The 14,670-nt window shown below is 62.0% G+C and carries 13 protein-coding genes and 1 pseudogene; 4 read left to right on the top strand and 10 right to left on the bottom strand.

Annotated elements, in window-relative coordinates; translation table 11 throughout:
- Positions 1-1,342: pseudogene (locus tag ENZ74_RS35670) on the bottom strand (hypothetical protein); the annotation flags it as partial.
- A gap of 223 nt (positions 1,343-1,565) precedes the next feature.
- On the bottom strand, positions 1,566-2,279 hold the full coding sequence (locus ENZ74_RS05835) for a response regulator transcription factor (protein WP_063169440.1): 714 nt from the start codon (positions 2,277-2,279) through the stop codon (positions 1,566-1,568).
- A gap of 246 nt (positions 2,280-2,525) precedes the next feature.
- On the opposite strand from ENZ74_RS05835, the gene ENZ74_RS05830 reads away from it, so the two are divergent.
- Together ENZ74_RS05830 and ENZ74_RS05825 are read left to right on the top strand one after the other, a co-directional pair.
- Positions 2,526-3,767, top strand: a complete 1,242-nt coding sequence (locus ENZ74_RS05830; RefSeq protein WP_244514241.1) for a HAMP domain-containing sensor histidine kinase — start codon at positions 2,526-2,528, stop codon at positions 3,765-3,767.
- 341 nt (positions 3,768-4,108) lie between these two features.
- Positions 4,109-4,390 (top strand): hypothetical protein, encoded by a 282-nt coding sequence (locus ENZ74_RS05825; protein ID WP_063169442.1) that lies wholly within the window; start codon positions 4,109-4,111, stop codon positions 4,388-4,390.
- A gap of 93 nt (positions 4,391-4,483) precedes the next feature.
- On the opposite strand, the gene ENZ74_RS05820 is transcribed toward ENZ74_RS05825, so the two are convergent.
- Entirely contained in the window at positions 4,484-5,083 is a 600-nt protein-coding gene (locus tag ENZ74_RS05820; RefSeq protein WP_013529054.1) for an NADPH-dependent F420 reductase, read from the bottom strand.
- 74 nt (positions 5,084-5,157) lie between these two features.
- The gene (locus ENZ74_RS05815; protein WP_063169443.1) at positions 5,158-5,892 is read right to left on the bottom strand and encodes an SDR family oxidoreductase; all 735 of its coding nucleotides are present in this window, start codon (positions 5,890-5,892) and stop codon (positions 5,158-5,160) included.
- A 277-nt stretch (positions 5,893-6,169) separates the two neighbouring features.
- Here ENZ74_RS05815 and ENZ74_RS05810 point away from each other — a divergent pair, with 277 nt between their 5' ends.
- Positions 6,170-7,066, top strand: coding sequence for a LysR family transcriptional regulator (locus tag ENZ74_RS05810; RefSeq protein ID WP_063169444.1), 897 nt, complete (start codon positions 6,170-6,172; stop codon positions 7,064-7,066).
- Between the two features lie 276 nt (positions 7,067-7,342).
- Here the strand turns inward: ENZ74_RS05810 and recQ are convergent, their stop codons facing one another.
- Together recQ and ENZ74_RS05800 are read right to left on the bottom strand one after the other, a co-directional pair.
- The gene (recQ, locus tag ENZ74_RS05805) at positions 7,343-9,184 is read right to left on the bottom strand and encodes a DNA helicase RecQ (protein WP_063169445.1); all 1,842 of its coding nucleotides are present in this window, start codon (positions 9,182-9,184) and stop codon (positions 7,343-7,345) included.
- Positions 9,184-9,846 carry a sulfotransferase gene (locus tag ENZ74_RS05800; RefSeq protein ID WP_244514242.1) on the bottom strand — a complete coding sequence of 221 codons (663 nt, stop codon included), beginning with the start codon at positions 9,844-9,846 and terminating at the stop codon, positions 9,184-9,186. The genes recQ and ENZ74_RS05800 overlap by 1 nt, the downstream gene beginning before the upstream one ends.
- 448 nt (positions 9,847-10,294) lie before the next feature.
- Between ENZ74_RS05800 and ENZ74_RS05795 the strand changes: the two genes are divergently transcribed.
- On the top strand, positions 10,295-11,716 hold the full coding sequence (locus ENZ74_RS05795; protein WP_063169446.1) for a coniferyl aldehyde dehydrogenase: 1,422 nt from the start codon (positions 10,295-10,297) through the stop codon (positions 11,714-11,716).
- Positions 11,717-11,987: 271 nt separating this feature from the next.
- Here ENZ74_RS05795 and ENZ74_RS05790 read toward each other — a convergent pair whose 3' ends face one another.
- The 4 genes from ENZ74_RS05790 to ENZ74_RS05775 all read right to left on the bottom strand — a co-directional run.
- On the bottom strand, positions 11,988-12,323 hold the full coding sequence (locus ENZ74_RS05790) for a cupin domain-containing protein (protein ID WP_063169447.1): 336 nt from the start codon (positions 12,321-12,323) through the stop codon (positions 11,988-11,990).
- Positions 12,324-12,389: 66 nt separating this feature from the next.
- Complete coding sequence (gene kduD / locus ENZ74_RS05785) at positions 12,390-13,148, bottom strand: 2-dehydro-3-deoxy-D-gluconate 5-dehydrogenase KduD (protein WP_063169448.1); 759 nt, start codon at positions 13,146-13,148, stop codon at positions 12,390-12,392.
- Positions 13,145-13,996 (bottom strand): 5-dehydro-4-deoxy-D-glucuronate isomerase, encoded by an 852-nt coding sequence (kduI, locus tag ENZ74_RS05780; RefSeq protein ID WP_063169449.1) that lies wholly within the window; start codon positions 13,994-13,996, stop codon positions 13,145-13,147. The genes kduD and kduI overlap by 4 nt, the downstream gene beginning before the upstream one ends.
- Positions 13,997-14,018: 22 nt before the next feature.
- The coding region (locus tag ENZ74_RS05775) for an FCD domain-containing protein (protein WP_164760956.1) at positions 14,019-14,670 on the bottom strand (652 nt) is incomplete at its 5' end.

Here is a 14,670-nt window from a genome sequence, read left to right as displayed (position 1 = left end):
GCGCTCCAGGTGTCCCGTCCGATCCGGGCAGTCCGACAGGCCCAGCAGGTCCGCCAGGTCCCTCCGCGCCGGGCGCGCCGGGAGGTCCAGACGCGCCGGGCACTCCAGGCGTACCAGCCTCGCCGGGTGCGCCAGGCGCCCCCGGCTGTCCCCAAACATTGGTGGAAGGCGTCGGCAAGTTGCCAACGTCTTTTACGATGTGCGATGGAAGGAAGTCGCCACGATCACGCTGAATCAAGGAACGACCTGGCTTGTCGGCATAATAATCGTTCTGACCATCCGTGACCGCGCACTCGAAATTCTGGTCCGGATCCTTGCAGAAGACTGTCTTCGGGGCGCTTCGATCGCCATTGGTGCCGAAGTGGAATCTCAAACCGGCCATCGCAGAAAAATCGCCGCTTGAGGAGACGTCGCTGTTCGTCAGATCGAAGCTGAAATCACTGTAGATAGAAGTCGCTATCCCGCTTCCGAACTCGGTCAGGTACTCGGCGCCGCCAACAAGTTGCGTTCTACCACCAAAGGCGTCGCGATGACGCAGGCCGCCATTAACCTTGAAGTTATCCGTAGGATAGTACCCGACCCTGCCTTCGGCGAACGGGCTGACGTCCTCTTCAAGTGAATTCCATTCTATACCGGCAAGTCCCTCAAGCGTGACCCGGCCCAGATAGTACTGGCCTTCAACGCCGAGCTTGCCTTCGACATAACCGTTTTCAAGAACTCCACCATCATCGTAACCACCTCCGCCGTGAAGGTAGCTTCCATACAGACCCAGCGCCCCAACTTTCGGATCACGGCGGAACAGATGCGCGGCGGCACCTGTGAAGTTACTGTTTGGCGTCACGCCACCAATCGCATCGACCTGGAAGCCGTATTTTTCACCGAGCGGGAGCGCCACGGAACCGTCGGTAAAGGCATACGGGTCGTTACCGTTGGTTCCCGCGCCGAATCCGACACGCACATTGGGCGCGGCAACGGCACGAGTGTCGGATTGCGGATTTGACAGGTACATGCGCCTCTCAACCGAGGATAGCGCAGCCATCTCGCGACTCTGGGCCACCGAACCCCTGAGGGTGGCCAGTTCTTCTTTAACCTGAGCAGTCTCGGCGTAGGCGGCCTCAAGTTTGCGCGCCATCTGCTTCTGATTTCGCTGCAGGTCCAAAATCATCTGATAGAGTTGTTCGTTGCTTGGCGCCCCGGCTAGCGCGGGGGTAATCGCGACATAGATGGATGCGAACGTTAGAATAGAACAACTGGCAAATAAAATTCTCTTATGCTGCCGCATCCCGCACCCCTTCTGCGCACCGCCGCCCTCGTTATCTACCTCGCCATGCGCACGATACATTCCTATTCGATTATGCATAGAATGCGAGCCATCTAACGAATGCGGATTTATCCAACCCTTTCCTTGAAGTAATTAATCTCGCGATTATTCACAATCGCAGTAACTGTCATATCCTTACACTTACTGTCAGTCGCTTGAGGATGCTTCTCGAATTCCTTCCCTGTCATCTTCCAAATTGATGAGATCGGCAATCTTCTCTCTGGACAGGGTCGGCACGATCATTCTAATCGGGGAAGGCGAAGCCTGACCCGCGAATTGCGTGCAAGGGGAGAAGCATGTCGGATTTCTTGGCTCTTCGACGCAGCCGGCTCACGATGGTGTCCAGGTGGGCATAGTTGAAGTCATAGATGTCTGCGCCCATGGCTTCGACGAGCGCGCGGCGATCGACGGTCTTGCCACGCTCACTGAACAAGCGTTCCAAAAAGTGCCGTTCCGAGGTGGTCAAGCGAAGGCGATGGCCCATGCCGTCGGTAAGCACCCAGCCGCCTTCCTCGAGGGCCCATCGTGGGGCCGGAGACGACGAAGGGGCGCGGCGCCTGTTGAGACGTTCATTGACCGCCATCACCGTGGCAGCAAGCTCCCGAACATCAATGGGTTTGACGAGGTAAGCGTCAGCGCCCGCTTCAAGACCATTGAGCCGGTCGTCGATGGAACTCCGGGCCGTCGCCATGACGATCCCGACCGATTGTAAGGCCCGCAAATGGGTAGCTATGGAAAGGCCGTCTTCGCCCTCCAGGCCAATGTCGAGAATGACGATTTCAGCCGGCTTGGCGGCACAGGCTCGGTAGAGGGCGGCAGCATTGTGGAATCCATGTACGTTCAGGCCCAATCTGGATAGTCCGAAGACCATCTCCTCGCGGAAATCCCTGTCGTCATCGACAAGATAAACAAGGGGGGAGATCACGATAACGCCATGCTTGTAGCCTTCTCCGATCATCTACGGACCCCATGCAGCAATCTGATACCATTCGATTTCATTTATTCGCCGCATTGTCTATATTGTTTGTGTGTCTTGTTTATCATAGAGTCTGGGCTAATAAGTCTCTTCCACATGGGATACGCATCCGAAATTCTGAGGTCTCTAGAGCCGAAAACCATACACCTCATTTGGGGTATTATCGTTTGCTTATACAGTATAGTGCTGATATTATTTTTATCTAGACTGTTTGATTTTCACCGCCAATTGATCTGGGCGTGGCGCATCTCCCAGGGCGTTGTACTGCTCAATGGCATCGCCTTGGCTTTTGCGATTGTGGGACGCTACGGCGACGTCGGGTTTTTCGTATCGCGACTGCAGCAGCTGTCTCTCATCTTCATTTCGCTGCTGGTGCTCTATCTGCTCATTGTGCGGCGACGGTATCAATATCTGCTGTCGGCGATTGCATTTTTGAGCGTAATCTCTGTCATGCTGGTGATGCAGATGATGTATACTGGGGCCAACCCGTTCCAACTGGATGGCTCTTTGTCCAGATTCTTGGCCGGCGGGACCGTGATTCACCTGGCGTTGCTCAGCGCGGCCGTCGCGAAGAGAACGCGGCTTGCCGAGCGCAGCTTGAGCGAGGAAAAGGACCGCGTCATCGCAGTGTCGCGCTTGGCCGAGCAGGAGCTGACTATCAAGGTGCGCGAAAGGACCGCTGAGCTTGGGGAAAGAAACACCTCGCTCATGGTGGAAGTGGATCGACGTCACCTGCTTGAACTCAAGCTCAGGCAGGCTCTGGACACCGCCAACGATGCTCTGGCTCAGCAGCGGGACTTTGTGGCCTTGGTATCTCATGAGTTTCGCGGCCCGTTGGCCGTCATCTCTGCCGCCGCCGACAATCTGTCATCTTCTGCAGGTGAAAGCGCCGACAATATCAAGTTGCGCACCACAAGGATCCGCCAGACCGTCAAAAGGATGTCATCGCTGATTGAAAACGTCCTAGCCTTCGACCGGCTCAATGGCGGGCACGAAACTCTTCCCAGGATCAAGATGTTCGACCTGAATGAGGTTTTGCGCGCCGCCGAAGCGGGATTGGATGATGCTGCGGCCGGACGTGTTAGCTTCACTCACGGCGATGAAGTGATTGTGAAAGGTGACCGCAACCTGCTGGAGATTGTGATACAAAATCTGATCCAGAACGCCCTGAAATACTCATCGGTGACCAGCTCTGTGACGATCCGGCTGTCGACTGAGCAGGGCGTGGCGTTTGTACACGTGGCGGATCAGGGCTCTGGCGTAGCGCCCGACGACCACGAGTTCATATTCATGAGGTACTATCGCGCCGCGGGCCAACTGGTAAACGGCTCCGGTTTAGGGCTCTACATTTCACGCGAGATCGCCCGGCAGCATGGCGGCGGTCTCATACTGGCCGCCAGCGACGTCAACGGGTCGACATTCCGCCTCTCACTGCCCGTCGAGCGGAACTGGCCTGCCCCTGAAAAGTGATCCCCCTGACATATGGCCTTTGGGCCGAACCAGGACTGAAGAAAATGGCCGGAAAGAGACACAGTTGCGGCCGCTCATTGTCTACCGTTAACCTCCGGCAAATCTTGCGGATCTGGTAGAGAGGCGGCGATAGAGCCGCTCGAGCCGGGACACTCTGGCCTTCGCGGAGGCCGTAAAGCTTCGGCGATGGGCAGGCCCATTCGGCATCTCCGCACATCGCTTCTGTCCGCAAGCGCAGCCATGCCGCCGTGAATTTACCAGCCGGTTTAGCCCAAATGGGGAAGAGGCCCGGCCCACGATCTCGTAACGGTTGGTTCGCCGAACCCAGTTAGGAGACCACGATGCGCAAAGCCTCTCTCGCCATCGCAGCTTTCTTCAGCCTTGCCACTGTTGCATCGGCATGCGTGTCGATGGACGGCAACGTCGTCGTGAACAACTGCAATTATCGCGTCATGGGAAATTACAAAGGCTCGGATGGCAGTTGGGGTGGCTTCGGACCCATCCGCGCGGGCGGTCGTGAGGCAACTTTCAAAAGACGCGATGCCGGCTGGGACATCAGCTATTGCAACTACGATTCCTGGGTGGCAGGCACATGTCGGCCGAAGGATCCCAGGCAGATGTAAGCTTTCAAGCATGTCACTTCGCGCGCTTGGCTCTTTGCCGACGATGTGGCCGGCATCGAACGCCTGCCACTCTGTCGGCGCACGATAAATCCGTTACTGCTCCTTCTTGAACAGGTCCTGGAAGATCAGCTGGCCCCAAGTGCGGCCGCGTGCGTGCACCAGCGTGCCGCCCTCGTTGAGCTTCCCCAGCTTGACCGGTGCGAACCCGAGTTGTCTGGCCAAGGCCGCCACGGGAGCGATCGCGTCCTCGTCGTCGCTCGACAGAAAGACGACCCGGTGCCCGCCCTCGACGATCGGATCGGCAGCCAGGGTGGCCGCAATCAGGTGATTGAAGCCTTTGACGAGCTTGGCGCCGGTGAACGCCTTCGCGACGAAGGCGGAGGACGGCAGACCGTCCAGCTCTTCGGGGACTGGAAACACGTTCGTCGCGTCGATGATCGTCTTGCCTTCCCAGCTTGGCAGCGCCTTCGCGACATCCGGGTGCGATTCAAAGCGGACAGCCAAAAAGATGATGTCCGCCTTGACGGCGTCCGCCAGTGTTTTCGGGATGATCGTGGGTCCGATCGCGGCCGCGTCGGATGCAAAGCTTTCCGGGTCGCGCGTGGTTGCCACGGACACTTCGAGGCCCTTGCGGGCAAATGCCTTGGCAAGAGCCTGGCCGATCTTGCCGAAGCCGATAATTGCGTAGCTCATGTATACTCTCCTTCAGTTTACCAGGCCCTGCGGGCTCGGGATATCGAATGGAATGAACGGCGGGGCGTAGCGGGTCAGATTTGCGCCAAGCCCCCGTCGACGGCGACCTCGCTGGCAGTCATGAAGCTGCTGTCGGGCGACGCGAGAAACGCAGCCGCCGCCCCGATCTCCGCTGGATCGGCCATACGCTGAAGCGGATTCATCGAGGCGAAGACCTTCAAGCCCTCCTCGCCTATCGCTGCCTTCGCGAGTTCGGTCGCCGTCGGCCCGGGCGACAGCACGTTTACCCGGATGCCGGTGCCTTTCAAGTCTTCCGCCCAGGTCCGCGCGAGGTTGCGCACGGCCGCCTTGCTCGCGCTATAGACGCTGAATGCGGGCGCGCCCGTGGTGCCGGCGCTCGATCCGGTCAGGATAATCGAACCGCCCTCGCCCATCAGCGGCAGCGCCTTCTGGACCGTGAAGATCGTACCCTTCACATTGGTGTTGAAGGTCTCGTCAATGTGCCCGGCGGTGAGCTTGCCGAGCGGAAGCAGGCTTCCCACCCCGGCGTTGGCGAAGATGATGTCGAGGGCTCCGCGCTCGGCCTTCACCGCCGCGTAGAGCCGATCGAGGTCGGCCTCATCCGAGACCGAGCCCTTCACCGCGCGGGCATTGGGCCCGAGCTCGGCCACAGCGGCGTCTAGCGCTTCCTGCCGGCGGCCGAAGATGAAGACGAAGGCGCCCTCCTCGATGAAGCGCTTTGCAGCGGCGAGGCCGATGCCGGTGGCACCACCCGTTATAACCGCAACCTTACCATCCAGTTTTCCCATGACTTAATCCTTCCAGGCTCTGTCTTTGGTCGTTCGGGGACGCCCCGAGAACCTCTAGATGGGCCCGCCGGGGTCGCGCGGTGAGTGCGGAAGCGCGCACATCGGTGGTGCAGAATCGATCCGCTTTCAGGATTGACGCCAGCCCGCGACGATCCGTGTCCGCCGTTCGGAATAGCGTCGCCCTTGTCGACACAAGCCACGATATCCCGCCCCTACTGCTGTAGGATGTGTTAGATACGGGCTTTGGAAGGCGCACCGCGCGGTGCCGGATTGCACCATGATCGACTGGGATGACGTTCGCTACTTTCTAGCCGTCGCACGCGGAGGCTCGGTGCGGGCTGCCGGCGCGCAGCTCGGGGTGAATCACTCGACCGTGCTGCGACGCATCGCACAGCTTGAGGAACGCCTCGGGGCGCAAATGTTCGAAAAGCGGCCTTCGGGCTACCGCCTGACCGCTGCGGGCGAGGAGGTCCTCGAGCTCGCGAACCAGATGGAAGCGTCGTCGCACCAGCTGGAGACGCGCGTCTTCGGGCGCGACCAGAGCGTACGCGGACTTCTGCGGGTGACGCTGGCACCGCCCCTCGCGACGCACCTGCTCATGCCGGACTTCGCCGATTTCGCGCACCTGCATCCAGACATCGAGATGGAAATCTTGTCGTCCGGCGAGCTGGCAAATCTGACCAACCGAGAGGCCGACGTGGCGATCCGCGTCGTCTACGACCGCAAAAACCTGCCGCTCAATCTTCACGGACTGAAGGGAGCGGAGGTGTTTGGCGGCGTCTACATGTCCCGCGATCGCCTGGCCGCGTGGCGTGCGGGCGCACCTGATCCCATCCGGTGGATCGTCATAAGCGTTCATGGAATTCCAGAGTGGGCCAGCGCGGGTGAGGTTGGCACCACGGGAGTTCCATTCAGGATCACGGACGCCGAGGCGCAGATCGTTGCCGTACGGCAAGGTCTCGGGATCACGACACTGCCGTGCTTCGTCGGAGATGCCGACCCCCTGCTGGTGAGGGTGCCGGGCACCGACCTGCACCTGTACGGAACGCTCTGGCTTCTCACGCATGGGGAGACACGCAAGACGAAGCGCGTGCGGCTCTTCACTGAGTTCGTATCCCGCAGGCTCGCCGCCTACGCTCCGCTTCTCGCGGGACTGTCCACATCGCGCGACTGACGCCCGGCGGGTCGCCCGCGACGCTTGCAGTGGATAGGTGCCTGCAAGCGGACAGCGGCATCTATTGCGGTTGCAAATGCTCGGCCATGAAGTCGATGCACGCCTCAGTCTGGGCCTGATCTGTCGACCGGCCGGCCAGAAAACGTTGAACTAATCGGTCCCTGGGGGGCATGGGCGGTGGAGGAATGGGCGGCGGCGGCACAGGAGGTTTCGGAACGGATGCCTTCTCCGAAGATCCCTCTGCTTCACGGCGCGTGACCAGTCGCTGATCTGACCTCAGGCCGCCTCACCCGACCGGTGCTCGGCAATCGCACTCAGAAAAACCTGGCCGAATTCCTTGAGCTTTGCCGCCCCAACCCCATTCACTTCGGCGAAGGCGTCGAGGTCGTGCGGGCGGCGCTCGGCCATGTCGATCAGCGTACGATCCGAGAACACCACATAGGCCGGCACCTGGCGCTCCTTGGCGAGCCGCAGGCGCAAGGATTTGAGCGCGGCCAGTAGCCCGGTGTCCACAGCCGACTGCCCGAGATCCTGCCCCGAGCGCATCTTGCCGCGCAAGGCGCGGCTGCGTACCTCGACACGATAATGGAACGGCACCTCGCCACGGCCAAGCGCATGACCCTTTTCGGCGATGGCGAGGCCGCCATGGCCGGCCGGATCCGGCATCAGGAACCCGCCGGCGACGAGTTGCCGGATCAGCGATAGCCAGAAATCCTTCTTGTGCGCCAGACCACTGCCGAAACTCGTGAGCCTCTGGTGGTTCCTGGCAAGCACCTTCTCGGTTTCATGGCCGAGCAGGATGTCGATGACATGACCGGCACCGAAACGCTCACCGCTCTGGGCGATCGCCGTCAGGATGATCCGAGCCTCGGCTCCGCCATCGGCGCGCGGTGCCTGGTCGAGGCAGGTGTCGCAATTGCCGCAGGGCTGCGCTTCCTCGCCGAAATAGCCGAGCAGCACCTGGCGGCGGCACTGCGCCGTCTCGCAATAGCCTATCAGCGTGTCGAGCCGGCCATGCGAGCGCCTCTTGTGCTCGGGCGGCGCATCCTCGTCGTCGATGAACAACCTGCGCATGCGGATATCGCCCAGGCCGAACAGCATATGCGCCTCGGCGTCCCGCCCATCGCGGCCGGCGCGGCCTATCTCCTGGTAGTAGGCCTCCAGGCTGCCCGGCATGTCGGTGTGGAAGACATAGGCGACGTCAGGCTTGTCGATGCCCATGCCGAAGGCGATGGTCGCCACCATGACGACGCCGGACAAGGTCATGAAGCTGTTCTGGTTGGCGTCACGCGCCTCCTTGCTCATGCCGGCGTGATAAGCGAGCGCGGTGACGCCGTTCTTCTCGAGGAAGGCCGCCATCTCCTCCGTCTTCTTGCGCGACAGGCAATAGACGATGCCGCTGCGGCCGGGATGGCGCTCGACGAAGCGCAGCAATTGGCGCTTGCTGTCCTGCTTGGCCTCGATGGCAAGCTTGATGTTCGGCCGGTCGAAGCCCAGCACCAGGGTCTCGACGCGCTCGGCAAACAGCCGGGATTCGATGTCGGTGCGCGTGCCTTCGTCCGCCGTTGCCGTCAGCGCGATGATCGGCACGCTGGGAAAGATGCCGCGCAGACGCGACAGGTCCTCGTATTCGCGCCGGAATGCCGGCCCCCATTGCGAGATACAATGCGCCTCGTCGACGGCGATCAGGCTGATATCGAGCCTGGCCAGCGCCTCGAGCATGCGCTCGGTCATCAACCGCTCCGGCGCGAGATAGAGCAGGCGCGTCTGGCCCGAGGCGACGCGACGCCATGCGGCAATATTGGCATCGCGGTCGATCGAGGAATTGATCGTATCGGCGGCCACGCCGGCAAGCCGCAAGGCGGCGACCTGATCCTGCATCAGCGCCACCAGCGGCGAAACGACAATGGTGAGCCCGCCCAGGACAAGCGCCGGCACCTGGTAGCAGAGCGATTTGCCGGCACCAGTCGGCATGACAGCCAGCACATGACGCCCGGCCAGCAACGCGTCCATGACATCGGCCTGCCCGGGGCGAAAATCATCGAAGCCGAACACGTCCTTCAGCACGCGCCGCTTGGGATCCAGCTCTTCTGTCGCGAGGGCCGCCGGTGCCTGCATCACCGCGCGTCCACGGTCGGCGTGCTTATTGGCATGTCATAGCCGAACTCGGCGCAGAAACGCTGGACGCGGGCGAGAAATGCCGGGGGCAGGCCGCCGAGATAGGTCCTGAATTCTTCATTCCGTTCCCATTTTCTCAACGAAGCCACCCGGATCGGATTGTCCGGGTCCTCGCTGAAACGAATGCGCGGTGTCAGTCCGAATGACTGCGCGATTCTGTCCTGCTGCGCATCGGGCGCGCCGATCATGTCTTCGTAGCGGACGAAAAGGATCTGCCGGTGCGGTTGTGCCTTCTTCAGCCGGATCAGCGCGTCGTATTCGGTCAGCCAGCGTTGCGGCGTGACGTGGAACCGACGCTGGTTGCGTGTTTGCGGATGCGAACTTGTCAGCGTGTCGAATGGATGGCGCGCGCAATAGATCAAGCCGATGGAGGTCGGTAGCTTCGCCAGATGCGCAAAACCGCGCGCATCGCGCTTGACGACGAGGTTCGATTCCGGCCGGTCCAACATGTCCAGCATTGCGTATCGCGCTTCGGGCGGATGGACGAAAATGTCCTCGAAACACCTCATCAGCCGCTGTGTCAGCGTCGTCCCGCTGCGTGCGCAGCCCGAAATGAAAATTCTGTTGGCGGGCGTCGCGCGTGCATATGTGCGTCTTTGCATGCGCTGTCTCAGAGACAGCGGCACGAACCGCAGAAACTCCCGCACAACCCTTCGCGCAGCCGCTCCAAACGCAGCCTCAAGCCTGTGAGCGCCCTTCATCCGCAATTCCGCTGGGCCGCGCGGCGCGGAACGCGCCGCTTGGGGTCCATGGCCAAGATGCTCGTCGCCGACATCAGCATCAGGCGGACACCGGGCTGGAATTTCGTAGACTGGAGAGGATGTGGAAACCGGTCAAGACGACTCTCTGGCGTGACGCTTTGGAGTAGCGCAGCCGTCATCCAACCACAACGCCCCCTTTGCAGGAACCTGTCGTTGATGCGGCCATCGGCGCCTGCCAGCCGGATGCCGTGCACATCCGAAAGCGGCTTCCCCTAGGACACCTGCACCCCCGCTGGATTCCGCCACGCACCACGATGTAAGCTCCGTCCGGCAAGCCAGGGAGGGCGTGATGCTGCAGACCAGACAGAATGTTCTCGGCGAGCGGTTCCACCTGCAGCGCGCCGCCTTCGAGGCGCAGCCTTTCCCCAACTTTGACGTTCGCAAGGATCGCCTCAAACGCCTGCTCGCGCTGACCGAGCGGCATGAAGCCGACATCTGCACCGCCATCGACACCGACTTTGGCGGCCGTTCCGCGCATGAGACGCGTCTTGCGGAACTGTTCGTCGTACGTGCCGGCATCCGCCACGCGCTGTCGCACCTCAGGGGCTGGATGCGCGAACGCCGCGTTGCCACCACCATGCCGTTCCTGCCCGGCAGAAATCGCCTCATCCCGCAGCCGCTCGGTGTCATCGGCATCGTGTCGCCCTGGAATTATCCTTTCCAGCTCGCCGTCGCGCCGGTCATCGCGGCACTCGCGGCCGGCAATCACGTGCTCATAAAACCTTCCGAATTGACGCCGGCTTTTTCGGCGTTGCTGGCCAAACTTGTTGCCGAGCATTTCGCACCCGATGAGCTCAGCGTCATCAGCGGCGACGCGGAGATGGGAAAGGCCTTCGTATCGATGCCTTTCGATCATTTGCTGTTCACCGGCTCGACCGCGGTCGGACGCCAGGTCGCGATCGCCGCGGCCGCCAACCTGACCCCGGTCACGCTCGAACTCGGCGGCAAGTCGCCGGCAATCTTCGATCCGTCATGCGACCTCGACGCGGCAGTATCGAGCATTGCCTACGGCAAGCTGTTGAATGCCGGGCAGACCTGTATCGCGCCGGATTACCTTCTGGTGCCGAAGGGGCAAGCAGGCACGGTCGCTGCCAGGCTCGCAACGGCGATCGCTAAGCTCTACCCGACTCTACGCGACAACCCCGACTATACCGCCATCATCAGCGATCGGCACCACCAGCGCCTGCGCGACATGGTCACTGAAGCGCGTGACGCCGGCGCCGATGTCACCGAAATCAACCCGGCCGGCGAGGAACTTGACGCCAATAGCGGGAAGTTGCTGCCGACCCTGGTCCGCAATGCCGGCGCAAACCTGCGGCTGATGCGCGAAGAGATCTTTGGGCCGGTGCTGCCCATCGTAGAATACACCGGGATCGACGAGGCGATCGCCCATGTGAACGGGGCCGACCGCCCGCTGGCACTCTACTGGTTCGGCCGCGACAGCGGCAACCGTCAACGCATCCTGCGCGAGACAATTGCCGGCGGCGTCACCGTCAACGACTGCATGCTGCATCTGGTACAGGAAAACCAGCCCTTCGGCGGCGTCGGCGCCAGCGGCATGGGCGCCTATCACGGCGAATGGGGATTTCGCACCTTCAGCAAGGAGAAACGGGTTTTCATGCAGTCGCGGCTGAGCGCGGGAAGCCTGCTGCGCCCGCCCTACGGCAAGACGTTCGAACGGCTTTTCAGCCTCCTGCGGCACATCACCTGACCGACCGAGCTACGCAGCCCCGGTGCATTAAGACTATCTTCACCACGGTGCGGCAGGGTCCTCATCCTGCGGTGATGTCTTGAGTACCGCGGCGCCACAAGCGCCCAGGCAACAGACCCGCGCCTCTTTCTGGGGTGCGGGTCATTCCCGCTCGATCTCTTACCCCTCGTTAGAGCAATTCCAGGAAAAGTGTGAAGCGGTTTTCCGTCTAGAATTGCGTCAAAACAAAGAGTTAGAGCAGCTCGCCGTTTCCGTGAAACGGTGAAATGCTCTAGCCGAGGAAATCGGCCCGGTGCGGCGCAAAGCTGTCGACCAGCCGCCCCGCTTCGAGCGCCTTGACCCCGTGCACCAGGCCCGACGGCACGATGAAACTCCCGCCCGTCCCAACGATCTCGCTCCGGCCGTCGATGGTCACCTCGAAGCGGCCCTCGGCGACGTAACTTGCCTGGACGTGCGGGTGCGAATGCAGGGCGCCGACGCCACCCTTGTCGAAGCCGAATTCGACCAGCATCAACTCGTCAGTGTGCAGGAGAATGCGGCGCCTGTTGCCGTCCGGTGTCGCCGTCCAGGCGCCCTCGCCGGCATGCGCGAAGATCTTTGCGGTCATCGTCGTCTCCTCAGAGCAATTCCAGGAAAAGTGTGAAACGGTTTCCGTTCGGAATTGCGTCAAAACCTAGCGTGCCAGCCAGCCACCATCCACCGGCACCACCGCGCCATGCATGTAGTTCGACGCCGGCGCCAGCAGGAAGACGGCGGCATCGCCAATGTCGCCCGCCTCGCCCCAGCGGCCGGCCGGGATGCGCGCCAGGATAGCGGCGCTGCGGTCGGGATCGGCGCGCAGCGCCTGCGTGTTGTTGGTTTCGATATAGCCTGGCGCGACAGCGTTGACGTTGATGCCTTTTTGCGCCCATTCGCAGGCAAGCAGCCGGGTGATGCCGAGCACGCCATGCTTCGAGGCGGTGTAGGACGCCACGCGAATGCCGCCCTGAAAGCTCAGCACGGAGGCAATGTTGACGATCTTGCCTTTCCGCTCAGCGGCCAAGGCACGCCTGGCAAAGCTTTGGCAGAGCAAAAAAACCGTCTTCAGATTGACGTCCATGACGTCGTCCCAATCGGCCTCGCTGAGATCGACGGCATCGGCGCGCCGGATGATGCCGGCATTGTTGACCAGCCCGTCGAGCGGGCCGCTTTCGTCCCAGACGCGGTCGAGCAAGGGGCCGGCGGCTGACGTGTCGGCAAGATCGGCGCTCACCGCCTCGAATTGCCCGCCCATCGTTGCGATCTTTCTGGCCGTATCGTCCATCGACGAGCGACCGACGCCGATCACCGTGCCGCCGGCGCGTGCGATCGATACGGCGATGCCCTGGCCGATGCCGGTGTTGGCGCCGGTGACCAGGATACGTTTTCCGGCAAGGCTGAAGGGGTCGCTCACCGCAGATCGCCCAACGCCACCGGGTCGACATCGGTGTAGTCGACATTGTCGCCGGCCATCGCCCAGATGAACGCATAATTGGAAGTGCCGGCGCCGGAGTGGATCGACCAACCCGGCGACAGCACGGCCTCTTCGTTGGCCATGACGATATGGCGCGTTTCGTCCGGCTCGCCCATGAAGTGGAAGACGCGCGCCGTCTCGGCCAGGTCGAAATAGAGATAGGCCTCCATGCGCCGGTCATGCACATGGCAAGGCATGGTGTTCCAGATAGAGCCCGGCGCCAGCTGGGTCATGCCGACCACCAGCTGGCAGGTCTTTGCGCCATCGGCATGGATGAACTGGAAGATCGAACGCTCGTTGCAGGCATCCTTGCTGCCGAGATCGAGGCGCTTGGCGTCACTGAGGCGGATCAGCCGGCTGGGATGAGCCAGATGCGCCGGCGCACTGAGCAGATAGAACTTCGCCGGCGCCCCCTCATCCGCTGAGGCGAAGGACACATCCTGTGTGCCCATGCCGAGATAGAGCATGTCGCGCGCCTGCAATTCATGAGGTTGGCCGCCGGTCGTGATGACGCCCACGCCACCGATGTTGACGGCGATCAACTCGCGCCGGTCGAGGAAACCTTTGGTGCCGGTCGGCTTGATCGCCTCCAGTTGGAGCGGCGAGCCTATCGGCACGGCGCCGCCGACGATCATGCGGTCGTAGTGGGTGTAGGTCAGGCTGATGCGGCCGGACTGGAACAGGCCGTCAATGTGGAAATTGTGACGGAGTTCATCGGTTCCCATCGCCGCGGCGGCAACCGGGTCTATGGCAAAGCGGGATGTGTAATCGGTATGGCTCTGGCTCATTTTCGTCCTGACTTGAAATGGGTCATTCGCCGGCGGCGGCCCTGACCGAACTGGCATAGAAAGCCTGCCGCGCATGCAGGCGTTCGCGGTAGCGCTGCTGGCTGGCTGTGAGGTGCGCGCGCATTGCCTCGCGCGCCGCTTCGGCATCGCCCGATGTGATCGCATTGAGGATCACCAGATGTTCGCGCTGCAGCCCGCGCTGGTAGTTGTCGGATTGCGCCAGTTCGGTCGACCAGGGCGAGGTCACGTCGCACGGAATGGCGCGCCGGCCGAGCACGTCGAGCATCTCGACATAGAACGGGTTGTTGGTCGCGCTGGCGATGGCGCGGTGGAAGGCGAGGTCGGCCGGGCCGGTCGGCTCGCTGGCAAGCAGCAGCCGCTCGAATTCGAAGAAGGCTTCCTGGATCGCCGCCTCCTGCGCGGCGTTGCGGCGAATAGCGGCGATCCCGGCCGACTCGATCTCGATTGCCAAGCGTACCTCGAGCACGTTGAGCGCGATCGAATCCTTGGCTCCCATGTCGGCGGCAAGCGCTCCGAACATCGTCGAGATATGCTCGGTGACGAAGACGCCGGCGCCTTGACGCGACTCGACCAGGCCGTCGGCGGCAAGCTTGGCCAGCGCCTCGCGGATGACGGTGCGGCTGACGCCGAAGGTCTCGGTCAGCTGGCCCTCG

It is taken from the genome of Mesorhizobium sp. M7A.F.Ca.CA.002.15.2.1, assembly GCF_003998715.1.
GTDB lineage: Bacteria > Pseudomonadota > Alphaproteobacteria > Rhizobiales > Rhizobiaceae > Mesorhizobium > Mesorhizobium ciceri.
This window is presented reverse-complemented; position numbering and strand designations above follow the sequence as displayed.

Excerpts from the sequence above, each read along its gene's own strand:
- ENZ74_RS05795 (WP_063169446.1), top strand. The coding sequence starts at position 10,295 with ATGCTGCAGACCAGACAGAATGTTCTCGGCGAGCGGTTCCACCTGCAG.
- ENZ74_RS05800 (WP_244514242.1), bottom strand. The coding sequence starts at position 9,846 with ATGCAAAGACGCACATATGCACGCGCGACGCCCGCCAACAGAATTTTC.
- ENZ74_RS05835 (WP_063169440.1), bottom strand. The coding sequence starts at position 2,279 with ATGATCGGAGAAGGCTACAAGCATGGCGTTATCGTGATCTCCCCCCTT.
- ENZ74_RS05815 (WP_063169443.1), bottom strand. The coding sequence starts at position 5,892 with ATGGGAAAACTGGATGGTAAGGTTGCGGTTATAACGGGTGGTGCCACC.
- kduI (WP_063169449.1), bottom strand. The coding sequence starts at position 13,996 with ATGAGCCAGAGCCATACCGATTACACATCCCGCTTTGCCATAGACCCG.
- ENZ74_RS05825 (WP_063169442.1), top strand. The coding sequence starts at position 4,109 with ATGCGCAAAGCCTCTCTCGCCATCGCAGCTTTCTTCAGCCTTGCCACT.
- recQ (WP_063169445.1), bottom strand. The coding sequence starts at position 9,184 with ATGCAGGCACCGGCGGCCCTCGCGACAGAAGAGCTGGATCCCAAGCGG.
- ENZ74_RS05820 (WP_013529054.1), bottom strand. The coding sequence starts at position 5,083 with ATGAGCTACGCAATTATCGGCTTCGGCAAGATCGGCCAGGCTCTTGCC.
- ENZ74_RS05810 (WP_063169444.1), top strand. The coding sequence starts at position 6,170 with ATGATCGACTGGGATGACGTTCGCTACTTTCTAGCCGTCGCACGCGGA.
- ENZ74_RS05790 (WP_063169447.1), bottom strand. The coding sequence starts at position 12,323 with ATGACCGCAAAGATCTTCGCGCATGCCGGCGAGGGCGCCTGGACGGCG.